Raw genomic sequence first — 16,751 nt, 5'->3', positions numbered from 1 at the left:
AGATTACAGAGCAACCAGCTGTGCACATTTAAAACGCCATACACTGCTCAATAAATAGACAATCCATGCATTGGACTCTCTTTCTATTTAGTGCGTGGCTCGATAGCTACTTTAATAAGCGTAGATTGGGTGCAGGCCCGAAGGGACTTAACCCAGCAATCAGCCGCCGCGTGATGGGTTTCGCTTCGCTGCACCACATTCTACTAGGTGGAAGTGGTGCCGTAGAAGCGCCAGGCTGCCAGCCGCCGCTCGGCACTTGGTGGCTTTATCCGTAATCCGGGGTACAGCTATGTTAGTATGTACTTTCACCCCACCGCTTAGTGGGGACCTCTTGTTGACATCCGACCCAGGTCGGCACGATCCAGCTGCCCTCCTGAGCCTCCGTCGACCCGAGGTTATTTCATGTCCGATATTCCGCAACTTCCCCCACAGGCCCGCTACTATTCGCCCCAGGGTCCACCGGCCGTTGGTGACCAAACCCTGGCCGCGCCAACGACCGCAGTACCGCTTCACCCCTTGCACGATACACAGCTTTCCAAGGTTCTCCCGAGCGACACCCGGCTTTCCTCTCTTCAACCCGCACCTGCACCGCTGACCGTCACCGGCGCCTTTAAGTTTGCAGCGCCATCGCAATCACCTCATGACCCCCAACGCCTCACAACCGCCATTGTCTATTGCGAAGCGAACTTTGGTGCCATCGACGGCAAGACCGCCAACGGCCTCGTCCGACACTCGGAAAAATACGAAATCCTGTCGATCATAGACAGCGAGAAGGCCGGGCAGGATGCCGGCATGGTGCTTGACGGAGTAGCGAACGATATCCCTGTCTGCCATGACCTGGCCGATGCCCTGTCCCGGGCTGAGACGCTACCCGACTATTTCATCTTCGGGATGGCGCCGTCCAGCGGCATGCTGTCGACGGCCGAGCGCAGCCTGGTGCTCGATGCCATTGGTTTGGGCATGAATATTGTCAACGGCCTGCACGAGTTTCTGAACGACGACCCTGAGTTTGTCGCGGCGAGCAGCGCCAGTATGGTGACGATGCTCGATGTCCGCCGCCCCCGCGCGAGTAAAGACCTGCGGATGTTCAGCGGCCGCATCGCAGAGGTAACCTGCCCGCGTATCGCCGTGCTGGGCACAGACTGCGCCATCGGCAAGCGCACTACGGCGACCATCCTCACCCGCGCGCTGCGGGATCGCGGATTGAACGTGGTGATGATCGGCACCGGCCAAACCGGCTTGATCCAGGGTGCACGCTACGGTATTGCCCTCGATGCGGTGCCTTCGCAGTTCTGCGCCGGCGAACTGGAAGCGATCATTGTTGAGGCCTTCGAAGCTGAACAGCCCGACGTGATCATCATTGAAGGACAGGGTGCCCTGAGCCACCCCGCGTTTTCGACCACCTCCTTTATCCTGCGGGGCAGCTGTCCCGACGGCGTCATCCTGCAGCATGCACCGGGCCGCACCTACCGCTGCGACTTCGACAGGATGGCCATGCCGCTGCCGGCCGCCGAGATTAACCTGATCCAGACCTTTTCCGACACCCGGGTCATCGGGTTGACCCTCAATCATGAAAACATGACCGATGCCGACGTCAGCATGGCCGTGGAGGCCTATGAACTCGAACTCGGCATACCTGCCACCGATGCGCTGACCCGGTCGCCGGATCGCCTCGTAGAGATCGTGCTGGGGGCATTCCCTGAACTGGGGAAAAAGCTGACCGCATACAACCAATGAGCGCGCCGCGCCTGGAGGTCGATCTCGACAAGATTCATCACAATGCCAGCACACTGGTGACTCGACTGGCCGCCCGCGGTATTTCGGTGACCGCGGTGATGAAGGCAAGCCTCGGCTCACCCGAGATCGCCCGTATGATGCTGCGGGCGGGGGTGAGCATGATCGGCGACTCGCGCATGGAGAATATCGAAGCGATGCGCCGCGCAGGCATCAGCGCACCGATGATGCTGATTCGCGCACCTATGATCAGCGATGTTCAGCGAGTGGTTCAGTACGCAGACTTGAGCCTCAACAGCGAACTCGACGTCATCCGTCAGCTTTCATACGCCGCGAAGGCGGCCGGAAGGACCCACGGTGTCGTATTGATGGTGGAACTTGGCGATCTCCGCGAAGGGATTATGCCGGCCGACCTTGAGCACACCGCAGCTTTGGTGCTGGGCATGCCGAATATCGAGTTAAAGGGCATAGGCGCCAACCTGGCATGCCACTGCGGTGTGTCGCCGGACAGCCGCAATATGGATCAGCTGTCCGCACTGGCACGTTCGGTGGAGGCCGCCTTCGGCGTGACGCTGGATATAGTGACAGGCGGTAATTCAGCCAATCTTAACTGGGCGTTCAGCGGCGCAGACACCGGCCGCATCAACAACCTCAGATTGGGTGAATCCATTCTGCTGGGGTGCGAGCCCCTGCACCGCCAACCGATTGATGGCCTCCACACAGACGCCATTACCCTGGTCGCCGAAGTGATCGAATCGAAGATCAAGCCATCGCAGCCCTGGGGAGAGATCGCCCAAACCGCGTTCGGCGAAAAAGTGCCACCGGCGGATCGGGGTGACATCGCCCAGGCGATTCTGGCCATCGGCCGACAGGATGTGGACCCCGACGGCCTCAGGAGCCCCATGGGGATCGATATCATCGATGCCAGCAGTGATCACCTCATCATTGACTGCGGCGACCATCCCCTGCCGGTCGGTGCCGAGGTGCGTTTTCAACTCAATTACAGCGCGACTGTGCGCAGCATGACCTCACCCTTTGTCACCAAGGTACTGCTCGCATCGCGCACCGGCGACGGCAGTGAAATCCCTTTGACGACGCCGGCGCTGGCTAGCCTCCCGATCAATAACCCACGGAAGATCGCATGAGTTTCAACGTTCTTACGGCTGAGTTTTCCCACGAAACCAACTCATTCAGCCTGCACAAAACCGGCAGAGAGGCCTTCATGGCCCGTTACGTGCTGATGGGCGAAGCCGCCCTGGCCGAGCGCGGCGATGAAAATACTGAACTCGCCGGCTTTCTCGATGCCGGGCGGGCGCATCACTGGCGGGTCAAGCATGTGTTGAGCGCGGCGGCAGGTCCCAGCGGCAAGGTCCGGCGCCAGGCATTTGACTGGCTCTGTGAACCCATACTCGCGGCCATCAGACTCAAGCGCTTCGACGGGATTCTGCTCGGGCTCCATGGTGCCATGGGGCTCGACTTTTGCGAAGACGGTGAAGGCGAACTGCTTGCGCGCATCCGCACGCTGGTCGGCACGCAGCTGCCCATCGCCATCACCCTCGACCCGCACGCCAATGTAAGCCGGCAGATGTGCGCGCTCGCCGATATTATTGTGTCCTTCAAAACCTACCCGCATATCGATATGCGCGAAGCGGGTCGCCATGCCGGCGATATTCTGCAACGCACCATGGCCGGCGAGATTCACCCCCGCACCATCCGCGTGAGCCGGCCCATGCTTGAGGAGGTTAATGGCGGGCGCACCGATATAGGCCCCATGATAGAGCGCATGGCAATCGCCCGGGCCTATGAAGAGACGGCGGACGTTTTCGCCGTCAGCATCAATGCCGGTTTTGCCAGTGCCGATGTGGCGGAGGTAGGGCCGACGGTACTGGTAACGGCACAGGGCAATTTCAGCGCCCACCGTGCATTGGCCGAAACCCTCGCGGATGATATCTGGAACCGCCGTTTCGACGTGCTGAACGACTACCTCAGCGTGACAGAAGCAGCAGCGATCGCCGCCCGCTATATACCCACAGAGGGTCCGCTGGTAATCGCCGATTATGCCGACAACCCCGGCGCCGGCGGCTACGGCGATGCCACCGAGCTATTGCGGGCGCTGCTTGAAGCGGATGTCGGCAACGCCTGTTTCGGCCCTCTGGTCGACGCCAGCGCCGTGCAGACACTGGGCGAAGCTATGGTCGGTCAATCCGTTCAGATCACCCTGGGTGGTAACACCGACCCGCGTTTCGGGGGTGGCCCCCTGCCCCTGGAAGGCCAGCTGGTATCCGTCAGCGATGGCTGCTTTATCGGCGATGGCCCCATGATCCATGGACTGCACGGCAGCTTTGGCCCAAGTGCCGTGCTGCAGGTACAGGGAATCGAGATACTGGTGGTCAGCATCGCGCGGCAAATACTCGATCTGCAGCAATTCAAAGCCTTCGGTATAGACCCGCAGCAAAAGAGCGTGGTGGCATTGAAATCCATGCAGCATTTTCGCGCCGCGTTCGAACCCATTGCCGGACAAATGATCGTGTGCGACAGCGGCGCCCTCTGCACTCCCCGCTATGACCTGCTGCCGTACCGCAACGTACCGCGGCCCATTTTCCCGCTCGACAAGGATATGGAGTTGCCGTGAAAACGGCATTGTTAGGGGAATTGACTCAGTGAGTGGGGCATCCACCAATACTGGGCAAGATCATACTTCTTGGCCGGGTTCATGGCTCCATCCTCTGAATGTTTGGAGTCTCCGGTAACGCCGGGGCGGCTCAGAACTAGGTGTCCCGACCGATTAATACCATTTGTCACTTCCTCGCCTTCACGCATCAGGTACACCGATTTCGTCCAACAGCCACTCGCGAAACTTTCTGGCGATGGGGCGTTCAATGTTTAAACCGGCACTGACTACATAATACGCTTGGGCGTATCGAAGCGGACGATCAATCACCACTTCTAACTTGCCCGATTCTAGCTCCGTATGCAGCAGATCTTTAGAACCCAATAGGACCCCCTGCCCGGAGACGGCTGTTTCCAACGCCAGCAGGCCATTACCAAACTGCAGCACCTTAAAGGACTCCAGATCCTCACAGCCCTGCTGTCGAAACCATTCTCGCCACCCGCAAAGATCTTCAAAGCGAGCCAAGGTACGATCGCATAATAGCGGGGGCGCATTCGACAATGCCAAGATCTCATCAGCTGAAACCAGGCCCGGCTTACACATGGGGAAAAGATCAAGATTCATCAAGCACTGTGGTTCCAGATCTTCATAGTCTCCATAACCCAATCGCACCGAAACATCGATTCCTGCCCGTTTCAATTGCGACACGCCAAATCCGCTTGCCCGAGCCTGATCGACCGAATGCAAGCTTGCCTGCAGCCGCACCTCAGCTTCCGGGCATCGGGCATAAAAGCGATGCAGGCGCGGCACTATCCATTTAGTGGCGAACAGAGGTTCAGCACAGACCGTGATGACTTTCCGCTCTTCGCCATACAGGCGAATTTTATCAACGGCATCAGCCAAGACCTGGAAGCCTTCATGCAACTCTGGCAATGACGCGCGGGCGGCTGGTGTAAGGCTGACGCGACGATGATGTCGAACGAACAGCTCAACCCCCAGATACTCCTCCAGCGCTTTGACTTGGTGACTGATGGCAGCCGGGGTGACGTGCAGCTCCTTCGCGGCTTTGGCGAAGCTTTTGGTTCGGGCGGCAACCTCAAAATAAGAGAGTGCAATCAGGGGGGGAAGTCGTGACATAACAAGTACTCTCAAGAGCAACTGCGCGCTTACGAAAGCGCGCAGTTGCTACCATGTGACTCGCCACTATACTAGCATACAGCCTGAATGGCTTTGCTCTTCCCACGCGGTTATGCAACGACTCCGCGCTTGGGCTGATTTAGCTGGATTGCGCTGCAGCGAGTTGCTGACGTAGTACAAACTTCTGGACTTTTCCTGTTGAGGTCGTTGGTATACGCTCGAAGATAATTTTCTTCGGCGCCTTGAAGCGGCTCATGTTTTCCCGACAGAAATCGATCAGCGCCTGCTCCGTCAGTTCACTACCGTTGCGCAGCTGCACGAACGCTGCAGGTACTTCTCCCCACTTTTCATCCGCCAAAGGTACGACCGCAACGAGTTCTACATCTGGGTGGCGCTGGATAATATCCTCAACTTCCAGTGACGATATATTTTCTCCGCCCGAAATGATGACATCTTTCGAACGGTCGGAAATCTTGATATAGCCATCCGCATGCACGACCGCCAAGTCTCCGGTATGAAACCAGCCTCCGGCAAATGCTTCCTCGGTTGCCGACTCGTTACGCAGATAACCCTTCATAACGATGTTACCCCGAAACATAATTTCACCCACAGTCTTGCCATCGGCGGGAACCGGCTGCAGCGTTGCCGGATCAAGCACTACGACCTCCTCCTGAAGCGGATAGGTCACGCCCTGTCGTCCGTTGAGTTGGACCCGTTCATCCAAGGTGCGATCAGCCCAATCATCCTGCTTGACGCATACGGTGGCAGGGCCATAGGTCTCAGTCAGACCGTAGACATGGGTGAGCTCGATCCCTATTCGCTCCATCTTCGCCAGCACCGCCGCCGGTGGTGCTGCGCCGGCAATCAGCCCAGCAACCTTGTGCTCGATAGGTGAGGATTGGGTCAATGCGGCCTCGGCGATCATCGCGTGCACTATCGGTGCGCCACAATAGTGAGTGACATGGTGCTGCTTGATCAGTTGCAGAATCAGCTCCGGATCGACCTTGCGCAAACAGATGCTTGTTCCGCCAATCGCGGCCAGCGTCCAGGGGAAGCACCAGCCATTGCAATGAAACATTGGCAAGGTCCACAGATAGACTACATTAGAGGCCAATCCCCAGGAAAGGACGTTACTTACCGCATTCAGATAGGCGCCACGATGGTGTGTTACCACGCCCTTTGGATTGCCTGTTGTCCCCGAGGTGTAGCCTAATGCAATTGCATCCCATTCATCGAGCGGTGGCTTACACTCAGACAATTCCGATTGCTCAGCAAGTAATTCTTCATATTCAAGGTCGCCGATAGATGACCCTTTGCCGTAGCTCGGATCGGAAACGTTAATTACGATAGGTGCCGCACAGTCTAGCATCGACAGTGCTTTTTCTACGACACCTGCATACTCCGGATCCACCAGCAAAAGCCGAGTACGACTGTGATTGAGAATAAAGGCAACAGCTTCGGCATCCAGGCGAGTATTAATTGAATTCAGGACAGCGCCCGTCATAGGCACACCGAAATGCGCCTCATACATTGCGGGTACATTTGGCAGCATAACAGAGACAGTATCTCCCCTTGAAATACCATACCCTTTCAAAACAGAGGCTAACTGACGGCAACGTCGATAGGTTTGGCTCCAGGTATATGTTTTGTCGTCATATACTACAGCGGTCTTGTCAGGATAGACTTGGGCTGCCCGCTTGATAAAGCTTAAGGGAGAGAGCGCCACATGATTAGCAGAATTTTTTTCAAGTGCCTGATTAAAAGAACATAACCCGTTCATAGTATTTTTACTCTTATTTTCTAACGATAAAATAGACCAGAATTAATTCAGGCTACGCTTTTTTACCCAACAGCGGACAGATAAAATTTTCGGCAGCGATGATGGCCAGCTTTTTAATTAGTCGGCTGATCCCAGGTCGGTTTCCGCTTTTCCAGGAAGGCGTCAATGCCTTCTCCAGCATCGTGGCTCATCATGTTCTCAGCCATCACATTGCCTGCAAAATCATAGGCATCGGACAACGACATCTGCCTTTGCGGATTAAACATGGATTTACCATATCGAACTGCAGAAGGGCTTTTGCTCAGAATCTTCTCCACTTTCGCAGCGACAGCGTCGTCCAGCTCAGTGTCGTCCACTACACTGCTAATAAGCCCCCAATCCAACACTGTTTCTGCGTCTATAATGTCGCCGGTAATCAGCATATCAAAGGCGCGTTTGGCCGGGATACTTCTTGAAAGAGCAACAGCGGGCGTGGAACAGAACAATCCAACGTTGATTCCCGATACGGCGAAGCGGGCTGATCTGGCCGCGATAACCAGGTCACAGCTGGCTACCAGCTGGCAACCAGCGGCAGCTGCTATACCACCAACCTTTGCGATGACCGGAACTGGCAGCTTTACGATACTCTGCATGACTTTGCTGCAACGTTTAAACAGTTCCTGATAATAGGCTCGTTCTGGATTTGAGCGCATCTCCTGCAGATCATGACCTGCACAGAACCCACGACCTTCACCGCTAATAACCACACACCGGACACTGGGGTCCTCTGCGATATCGTCCAGTTCGACTTGCAAGGCAGCCAACATCGCTTCAGACAGCGTATTTAATTTATCTGGCCGATTAAGAGAAAGAAATACTGCACCATTATTGTCGGTTCTAAGCAGAATGGCTTCTTTTGGTGAATTCATAGGCATACATTATCTCCTCGAAATATCAAAATTATGAATGATTGATTTCGACACTGGCTGTTATAGAATTTCTGATAAAGCAGTTTTTATGCGCACTCTCATGAATCTTGGAGATTGCTGCCTGATCCGGACGCTTATCACCACTAAAAACAACCTTGGGTGCCAGAATTACACGTGTAATTTCCATCCCGCCTTTTGAACTTTTCTCCAGAAAACCCTGCGGATTGTCCTCATAGGACTCTACACAAAAACCCTGAAACTCTGCAATCGCCAAAAAAAACAACATATGGCAACTGGAGACGGCGCTCACGAGCATCTGCTCTGGATCAGCACATCTGGAATCGCCTTTAAATTCTACAGACGCAGAAACATCAAGCTGCTGATTGCCACTCAAAGTAACAACATGATTACGAGAGTAAGTCGTTGGATCCGAGCTGTGTGGGTAGCGGTGCCAGCTGATTACTGCTTCATGTATAGACATTTCATAGAACCCTTTTTTATATCCATTTCCGACAGCTAATAATCCTAACAAAGCCAACTCTTTTCTGTAAACTGACGCTTCCTAAGCACATAGTTAACGAAAGCTAATCCAAAGCGCTACTTGTGATGATTAGCTCACATTAAAATCCACAAAGCAAACACAGCAAGAAGCCTGCTACCGATCTAACTCATGCTTTTCAATATAGCAGTAGATTGGGCCCCTGAGCGCAGCGACGTGCCCAACGGGCGGGATTGGTGGTCAGGATCCGCTTTGCCTACCCTGCAGCAAGCTACCAATTTGTGAGAGCTCAAACAGTAGCATTACAAATGCTAAGCATTGCGATTAGGAAGCATCGTTTTACAGGTAGCGCCTGACACGATAGTTTTACTCTTATGTTAGTGAAATGAAGATCCTCCCATGATCGTTTCGGTTTGGGCGTAACGGAGATTAAAACATTGACACGCACGCTTTAAATGAAAGCGTTGTAAGACATCCAAAACCGAGCTAATGCCTTCATTTTACACCACCTTGGTGATAACGAGAGCCAACGGAGCAAGCCAAATATGAAAACCATCGACGTCGAGTATGCAATTATTGGAGCTGGAACAGCAGGATTAGGCGCGTACTCCAAAATCCGTCGCGAGACGGATAGCCTCGTTATGATCCAAGATGGACCCTACGGTACCACCTGTGCGCGAGTAGGTTGCATGCCCAGCAAACTACTGATTACAGCAGCCGATTATGCACACCATATCGATACCAGTGAGTTCTTTGGCGTAAAAAGCAAGGGAACAGTAGATGGCAGCAAAGTGCTGGAACGATTACGCAGGGAACGGGACCAACGATTTGTAGGGCGCAATCTTCAGTATATAGACAAGATACCAGCGCACCATAAAATCGAAGGACGCGCCCGTTTTATCGGGCCAGGTCACCTGCTTGTTGGGGAAGATGTCGAAGTCAAGGCAAAAAAAATCATTCTTGCTTGTGGCTCAAGGCCCGAAGTCAGCGAAGTGTTCGAGCCTGTTATGTCACGCGTCCTTACCAGCGATACAATATTCGAAATAACTGACCTGCCTCGCTCCGTAGCTGTAATTGGCCTGGGGGTTATTGCTCTGGAACTAGGGCAAGCACTGCATCGCCTGGGTGTTGATACGACGCTGTATGGTCGCTCTGGCAGAATAGGCGGCCTTACGAATCCTGATCTGCAGCAGGAAACGCTCAAAATACTCAGCAACCAACTGGAGATCTATCCCAGCGGAACCCTGGAGAAAACGTGGGAGGATGACGGCGCCTGGATCCAATACAAACAATCAAATGGCGAGACGGTAACCAAGGTATTCGACCGAGTGCTGGTTGCAACAGGCAGGGTGTCCAATGTCGATCGCTTGGATCTTAAGGCTGCAGGGGTCGGCAGTGTTGAGTACGGCGATGTATCTTTCGATCCCAAAACGTTGTCCTACCCCGGCCACCCCATTTTCATCGCAGGCGATGCAACCGACATTTTACCGGTATGGCACGAAGCCTTCGATGAGGGCCGTATCGTAGCAGACAATGCTCTGAACTACCCGAATACAGTGGACGCCAAACGTCGAACGCCTCTGATGATCTACTTTACCGACCCGCAAATGGCGATCGTTGGCAAAACTTACCGGGAGCTGCAGAACCAGGAAATTATCGTTGGCGACCTGCCATTCGATAGCCCGCGGCATGTTGTTTGGAACAAAGTCGATGGGCGCATTCAGGTGTATCTGGAGGCTAGCACCGGAAAGATCCTGGGGGCAGAGCTGCTCGGCTACCAGGCCGAACACCTTGCTCACATACTGGCACTGGCCATCACGCACCAGATGACAGCCGAGCAGGTACTGGAGATGCCCATTTACCATCCGAGTGCCGAAGAGCTCTTACGGGACGTTTTGGAAAACGCCCAGCGTAAAAGATAGCATTCCGCCATATGATTGGAAGACGTTCCTTTGACAGGCTGTTGAAAATCTGGCTCACCTCAACAGCGCTGTATGTTTTTTATTGTGGTTGCTATTTACCGAGCACTTGATCGTCCATTGTCCCATTTTTCGATACGCGCAGCGCATTCAGGCACTTTGGCGCTAAGGCTTCCGAAACGGAATTATTGTTCTATTTCAAAGAGCTGACGCACGAAACTCCTCTTGTCTAATAACCCGGCGGGTTAATACATGAAGCAGGGATGCTTCATCATTGGCCGCAGGCCAATGCGAACCCCACAAAAACCAGCACGTCCACGCACTTGCGTCTGTTTTTGTGGGGTGACTGGCAAATAGGGAGGGAACCTATTTGCCAGCCAAGTTAATAACAATCATACAACCCTTGGTAAATACTATGAAAGACGCTTTTAACTCTATCATTCTGTCTGTAGGCGAGGATCTGAATCGCGAAGGTCTGGCAGATACCCCCAAGCGTGCAGCCAAGGCGTTCGAGTATCTGACCAGCGGTTATCGAATGACCTTAGAAGAGATTGTCAACGGCGCATTGTTCGAGTCTGACAATAGCGAAATGGTCATCGTTAAAGATATCGAGCTCTATTCATTGTGCGAACACCACCTGCTACCTTTTATTGGCAAGTGCCATGTAGCCTACATTCCTTCCGGCAAGGTAATCGGACTATCCAAGATCGCTCGTATCGTCGACCTCTTCGCTCGCCGGCTGCAGATTCAGGAAAACCTCACCAAGCAGATTGCAGACAGCATAATGGAGATCACCAAAGCGGCCGGCGTCGGCGTAGTGATCGAAGCACAGCATATGTGCATGATGATGCGCGGCGTTCAAAAACAGAACGGCTTGATGAAGACCTCAATGATGCTCGGCCAATTCCGCAAGAACGGCGCCACACGCGCCGAATTCCTCTCTCTTATCAACTGACCCAGCATCCTAGACTAAGAGACGCGAACTTTGGCTCTGCAAATACCACTGAACTAGAGTACCACTTTGCCTGATGACAACCCGCAAGCTGTCCACGCCTAGCATCTCCCTGCCCTACCCTGACGATAGCGCTCTGCTGTTCGAGCGGCTGCGCCATCTCCCTTACCCCGTGTTTCTTGACAGCGGGCAGCGGGGCCTTTCACGGGGGAGATTCGACATCATCAGCGCGGCACCGAGGTGCCGCGTGGTCTCGCACATGGGGCGCTGCTGGAAGGAGTCCGCCGAAGGTGAACGCATTCCCCTTGGCGATGCCCCTTTCATGGCCCTTAAGCGGATCATCGAAGCAGAAGCCCACGGGGACGAGGACCCCGACCTCCCCTTCACAGGAGGTGCTATCGGGTATTTTACCTACGATCTGGCGAGATCGCTGGAATCTTTGCCCGAACTGGCGCAACGGGATATCGACCTGCCTGAGATGCAGGTTGGCATCTATGACTGGGCACTGGTGATCGACCATGAGAAACGCCTTGCTACCCTGGTCTGCCACCACGCGGAATTCCTGCCCCGGCTACAGCAGTTGCATCAGCTGTTGACCGCAAACCAATCTCATCCAACGGGATCATTTTCCCTAATCACGCCCTTTGCAGCGAACATGGATCGGCAACAATACGGTGAAAGGTTTCGACGGATAATCGACTATATAGAGGCCGGTGACTGCTACCAGGTCAACCTGGCCCAACGCTTTAGCGCCCAGTTCACTGGCGACAGCTGGCGCGCATACCGGGCGTTGCGCGAAGTGGCCCCAACGCCCTTTTCAGCCTACCTGTCGACCCCTTCCGGTGACCTCCTGAGCCTGTCCCCGGAACGCTTTATTCAGAGCTGTGGGATCGAGGTGGAAACCAAACCGATCAAGGGCACCCGCCCACGCGGCCAGACCGCCAGCGAAGACACCCGCCTGGCTGAGGCCCTTCGCCACAGCCCCAAGGACCGCGCCGAGAATCTCATGATCGTGGACCTGCTGCGCAACGACCTGGGTAAAACCTGCTCTATAGGCTCAGTGCGTGTCCCCAAGCTGTTCGAAGTCGAAACCTACGCCAACGTCCATCACCTGGTATCCACCATTTGCGGCCGCCTGGACCATCCCGGCAAATCACTGGACCTGCTGCAGGGTTGCTTTCCGGGCGGATCAATTACCGGGGCACCGAAACTCCGATCGATGGAGGTGATCGAGGAGCTAGAACCCCACCGACGCAGTGCCTATTGCGGCTCCATCGGCTACATCGGCTTCAACGGTCGTATGGATACCAGTATCTGTATTCGTACGCTGATCGCCACTCAGGGACGGCTGTATTGTTGGGCGGGTGGCGGCATCGTAGCCGACTCGAATTGTGATGCCGAGTATCAAGAGACCTTTGACAAGGTGAACAACCTGTTGCAAACACTAGAGAGCAGATTCTTGAACGCTGCGCTTGACGACCAGGGACAAACTAGGGAAATGGGATGCCCCCTCCATCGGTAGCTACGTGGACGATGATATCGAAAGGCACCGATTATCAAATCGGTGAGTGCCTATTATCAACCCGGCGGGTTGATATGAAGCATGGCCGCTTCATCATTGGCCGCAGGCCATGCGAACGCCAGCAAAACCAGCATGTCCACGCAGCTGCGCCCGTTTTGATGGCGTGACGGACAAATAGGGAGGAAACCTAGTTGTCCGCAAGGTTAATAGAAACGGGTAAAGTGATTGTGAGTGAATGAATGTGATGGCATGACGGCTTGAACCAACGGCAGCAGAACCTGAGTTCACAGCAGGTTTTTGAGACAGGCCCCCTAAAAAGGTAAACTCAGCATTGAAAGAAAGGTGTAGTTTACCGGGCCTATATGCCGATTACCCTGAACATTGACGATCAACTGATCTATTTCAATCATTTAGCTCGCAAAAAACAGTATTCATAAAAATATAATTTAGCACTAACAGAGCTAAACAACCTGTTTAGAAAACGTCATTTTACAGCAAAGGCCGCACTTCTTAGTATACATAAGAACACTGGCGTCAGCGCTTGTTTGTACTATGGCTTCACCATAGTGCCAACTTAGTTCTGCGGAAGGCTTGTTTTAATCCTTTTTAGGATTGATGAATTTCGCAAATATTATTTCGCGAAATATAACAATAACGACAAAACCATATCGATCCCGATACGGGTGAGGAGTATTGAATGAACGCGGGTTTAAACACCGACAGTGCTATCATAGAAAATGTGTACGATACGGATTATGAGGTCGGCCAGGACAACGTTCAGGTCTTGGGGATGGATGTCCACAACCCTGTATTTGGGGTGAGTGCAGGCTTCATTCTACTGTTTATTATTGGCACTTTGCTGTTCCCCGCCGAAGCCAAGGTCGCACTGACCGGCGCACGCAGCTGGTCGATTGATAATTTCGACTGGCTATTTATGATTGGCGGTAATATTTTTGTGCTTTTCTGCCTGGCGCTGATTGTGCTGCCGGTGGGCAAGATCCGCCTTGGCGGCGCGGGTGCAAAGCCCGAGTTTTCGACCATTTCCTGGTTCTCCATGCTGTTTGCCGCCGGTATGGGCATCGGCCTGATGTTCTGGAGTGTGGCGGAGCCTGTGGCTTACTACACAGACTGGTACGGCACGCCGCTGAACGTGGCCCCCAGAACCGCAGAAGGTGCAAACCTGGCGCTGGGTGCAACCATGTTTCACTGGGGGCTGCACCCCTGGGCAATTTACGGCGTTGTTGCTCTGGCGCTGGCCTACTTCTGCTACAACAAGGGCCTGCCCATGACCATTCGCTCCGCCTTCTACCCGCTGTTGGGAGAGAAGTGCTGGGGACCTATCGGTCATGTGATCGACATTCTGGCGGTGCTGGCGACCATCTTTGGTCTGGCGACATCCCTGGGTCTGGGCGCTCAGCAGGCGTCCGGTGGCCTGAACTACCTGTTTGGTATCGAAAACAGCCTGACCACCCAGATCGTGGTAATCGTCTGTGTTACCGCCGTGGCGCTGATGTCCGTTGCCCGGGGTCTGGACGGCGGCGTGAAACTGCTGAGTAACATCAACATGATTATAGCGGCCGGCCTGGTAGGGCTGGTGATTGTGATCGGCCCGACGCTGCAAATCTTTGGTTCGATTGGCAGCATCTTGGGAAGTTATGTAGAAAACATTGTTCCGTTGAGCAACTGGATCGGCCGTGAAGATGGCACCTGGTTCCACGGCTGGACTGTTTTCTACTGGGCCTGGTGGGTGTCCTGGTCGCCGTTCGTGGGCATGTTTATCGCCCGTGTATCCCGTGGCCGCACCGTGCGCGAGTTTTTGACTGCGGTACTGCTGGTACCGACCCTGGTGACAGCGATCTGGATGGGGGCCTTTGGTGGCACCGCAATCGAGCAGGCGCAGGCCGGTGTTGGCGCCCTGGCCAACGGTATCGGCGATGTCTCCCTGGCCATGTTCCAGATGTTTGAGAATATGCCAATGAGTATGCTGATGTCTTCTGTGGCCGTTTTGCTGGTGCTGGTTTTCTTCATCACCTCCGCGGACTCAGGCTCCCTGGTGATTGACAGCATCACCTCCGGCGGCAAAATAGACGCACCCATGATCCAGCGACTGTTCTGGGCTTCCCTGGTGGGCATCATTGCCGCAGTACTGCTGGTGGGTGGCGGTTCTGAAGCCCTGACGGCCTTGCAGGCGGCGTCGATTACCACCGGTCTGCCGTTCACGCTGGTCTTGCTGTTGATGTGCCTGAGCCTTTATAAAGGTCTCAAATCAGAAGTACGCTAGTGCTCCTTTAGAAAAAATCCGGCCTTATGCCGAATGCCAGTCAGTTATACCAACTGACTGGCATTTTGCTTTCTGACAAGGGTAACGGCAGGCGCGGCGCTTCAGTGTCCGTGGATAGAGCCGCTCTGTACGCGGCCGGGGATCACACCTTGTTAGCCAGCGCTCTCCAACCGATAGAAATTAAATCGTTGATTTTATAAGTTTTTGTATCGTAAACCAGGCCAGAATATCTTTCAGATAGGCGCAGGGTTCATGCCCGTTCAGTTTGGCGGACGGGATCAGGCTCATGCTGGCGGCAGCACGCTGGCCGCTGCGCAATGAACCCGCGAATAGCCAGTTCCTGCCCGAGCGCCCAGGGCCGAAGGTCTGTTCCTGCCGCTGATCGGCGTACTTGACGATCATGACCTGCGCCAGCAGGCCGGTTGTCGGGATGCCCTTGTCGATGATGTGTGCGGCATCGGTGCCGGGGGAACCTCTCACAGGCATCACAGACCCACTTGCCACGGATTTGGCGCTCGACCGTGAATACACCCGACGGATAGACGAGCTTCTCGCTGATGTCCTCACCGATGCGTTTCAACTGACAGCCACAGGCACAAGGCATCGCGTGCGGTTCATGCCGGATCTCGGCAAGGGGCTGTTCCGCTGGCAGGAGCCTACGCCTGGGCTGGCGCTGGGCGGATCTCGCCGGCGCGGTTTTCAGCGGCTTGAGCTGCGCCTCGATCGCCGCGATCTCGGCTTCGGCCGCGTCGCCCAACAAGCTGATCTGCAATACGTTGAGATGCTCACTTTGCTGGCCGTCCTTATGACGCTTAAGCAAAGCCAGCTCATGGCTCAGTTGCCGATTACGCAGTTCGCTGCGCTGTATCAGCTGATCCTGCTGCTCAACGCGCGCCATCAGCGCTGTCGCCAGTTGGCGTAGCGGTTCGGCAGAGAACTGTGTGAGGCCAGGCGTTGTAGTCATGCCTGGCAGTGTGCCAAAGCCGGCGAGGTCTGGCGATGGGCATAAGGCCAATTGCATCACGCCGGACCTTATGGTCTGGCGATCCATGTCTACACCACGTTGCCGCTCGGACGCGGGATCTCGAATACGGATGCTTTCGGCAAGACTCGGAGAAGCCTGTAGGTTTGGTTGAGCCGGTAACGCCAGCGATACAAAAGCAGGCGATGTAACGGCACATTGCTGCGGGGCCGTGCGGATCCATTTATGGACCAGGTTGGCGTTGAGCCCATGGTCCAGCGCGATCCGGACAACAGAGGCGTCCACTGCCTGACTGAAATGCAAAAAAAACCGGAACCCTTGATGTGGATTCCGGATTTTCTCGTGCCTGATCTACAAGTTACGGATCTAGCTCTTGCTTTTTAATATGAAAGTAGATGGGTAAAGAAGCGCAGCGGCGGGGCTGTG

Annotated in this window: 11 protein-coding genes and 2 pseudogenes; 7 read left to right on the top strand and 6 right to left on the bottom strand. The window is 54.7% G+C overall.

What is annotated here, in order from left to right; translation table 11 throughout:
- The first annotated feature begins 402 nt into the window (after positions 1 to 402).
- From MRS74_RS22645 to MRS74_RS22635, 3 genes are read left to right on the top strand one after another with little or no spacing between them, the layout of a single operon-like run.
- Positions 403 to 1,737 carry an N-acetyltransferase DgcN family protein gene (locus tag MRS74_RS22645; RefSeq protein ID WP_254582560.1) on the top strand — a complete coding sequence of 445 codons (1,335 nt, stop codon included), beginning with the start codon at positions 403 to 405 and terminating at the stop codon, positions 1,735 to 1,737.
- A complete protein-coding gene (locus tag MRS74_RS22640) occupies positions 1,734 to 2,879 on the top strand; it encodes an alanine/ornithine racemase family PLP-dependent enzyme (RefSeq protein ID WP_254582559.1) in 1,146 nt (381 codons plus the stop codon). The genes MRS74_RS22645 and MRS74_RS22640 overlap by 4 nt, the downstream gene beginning before the upstream one ends.
- Positions 2,876 to 4,366: a M81 family metallopeptidase gene (locus MRS74_RS22635; RefSeq protein WP_254582558.1), complete on the top strand. Its 1,491-nt coding sequence runs from the start codon at positions 2,876 to 2,878 to the stop codon at positions 4,364 to 4,366. Before MRS74_RS22640 ends, MRS74_RS22635 begins: the two co-directional genes overlap by 4 nt.
- Before the next feature lie 180 nt (positions 4,367 to 4,546).
- Here the strand turns inward: MRS74_RS22635 and MRS74_RS22630 are convergent, their stop codons facing one another.
- The 4 genes from MRS74_RS22630 to MRS74_RS22615 form a co-directional block, all read right to left on the bottom strand.
- Positions 4,547 to 5,482, bottom strand: coding sequence for a LysR family transcriptional regulator (locus tag MRS74_RS22630; RefSeq protein WP_254582557.1), 936 nt, complete (start codon positions 5,480 to 5,482; stop codon positions 4,547 to 4,549).
- A 139-nt stretch (positions 5,483 to 5,621) separates the two neighbouring features.
- Positions 5,622 to 7,262: an acyl-CoA synthetase gene (locus MRS74_RS22625; protein ID WP_254582556.1), complete on the bottom strand. Its 1,641-nt coding sequence runs from the start codon at positions 7,260 to 7,262 to the stop codon at positions 5,622 to 5,624.
- Between the two features lie 113 nt (positions 7,263 to 7,375).
- Positions 7,376 to 8,176, bottom strand: a complete 801-nt coding sequence (locus tag MRS74_RS22620) for an enoyl-CoA hydratase (protein ID WP_254582555.1) — start codon at positions 8,174 to 8,176, stop codon at positions 7,376 to 7,378.
- Positions 8,177 to 8,201: 25 nt separating this feature from the next.
- On the bottom strand, positions 8,202 to 8,702 hold the full coding sequence (locus MRS74_RS22615; RefSeq protein ID WP_254582554.1) for an OsmC family protein: 501 nt from the start codon (positions 8,700 to 8,702) through the stop codon (positions 8,202 to 8,204).
- 512 nt (positions 8,703 to 9,214) lie between these two features.
- Here MRS74_RS22615 and MRS74_RS22610 point away from each other — a divergent pair.
- The 4 genes from MRS74_RS22610 to MRS74_RS22595 all read left to right on the top strand — a co-directional run bounded on the left by MRS74_RS22610 (position 9,215) and on the right by MRS74_RS22595 (position 15,343).
- Complete coding sequence (locus MRS74_RS22610) at positions 9,215 to 10,591, top strand: dihydrolipoyl dehydrogenase (protein WP_254582553.1); 1,377 nt, start codon at positions 9,215 to 9,217, stop codon at positions 10,589 to 10,591.
- A gap of 412 nt (positions 10,592 to 11,003) precedes the next feature.
- Entirely contained in the window at positions 11,004 to 11,543 is a 540-nt protein-coding gene (gene folE, locus MRS74_RS22605) for a GTP cyclohydrolase I FolE (protein ID WP_254582552.1), read from the top strand.
- A gap of 73 nt (positions 11,544 to 11,616) precedes the next feature.
- A complete protein-coding gene (pabB, locus tag MRS74_RS22600; protein WP_254582551.1) occupies positions 11,617 to 13,062 on the top strand; it encodes an aminodeoxychorismate synthase component I in 1,446 nt (481 codons plus the stop codon).
- 697 nt (positions 13,063 to 13,759) lie between these two features.
- Positions 13,760 to 15,343: a BCCT family transporter gene (locus tag MRS74_RS22595; protein ID WP_254582550.1), complete on the top strand. Its 1,584-nt coding sequence runs from the start codon at positions 13,760 to 13,762 to the stop codon at positions 15,341 to 15,343.
- 219 nt (positions 15,344 to 15,562) lie between these two features.
- On the opposite strand, the pseudogene MRS74_RS22590 reads toward MRS74_RS22595, so the two are convergent.
- Together MRS74_RS22590 and MRS74_RS22585 are read right to left on the bottom strand one after the other, a co-directional pair.
- A pseudogene (locus tag MRS74_RS22590) lies at positions 15,563 to 15,685 on the bottom strand (transposase domain-containing protein); the annotation flags it as partial.
- Positions 15,686 to 15,875: 190 nt separating this feature from the next.
- Positions 15,876 to 16,241: pseudogene (locus MRS74_RS22585) on the bottom strand (IS66 family transposase); the annotation flags it as partial.
- Positions 16,242 to 16,751: the final 510 nt, after the last annotated feature.

Origin of the sequence: Marinobacterium sedimentorum (assembly GCF_024267675.1) — a bacterium.
GTDB lineage: Bacteria > Pseudomonadota > Gammaproteobacteria > Pseudomonadales > Balneatricaceae > Marinobacterium_A > Marinobacterium_A sedimentorum.
The sequence above is the reverse complement of the archived record's forward strand: the minus strand, read 5'-3'. Positions and strand labels throughout refer to the sequence as shown.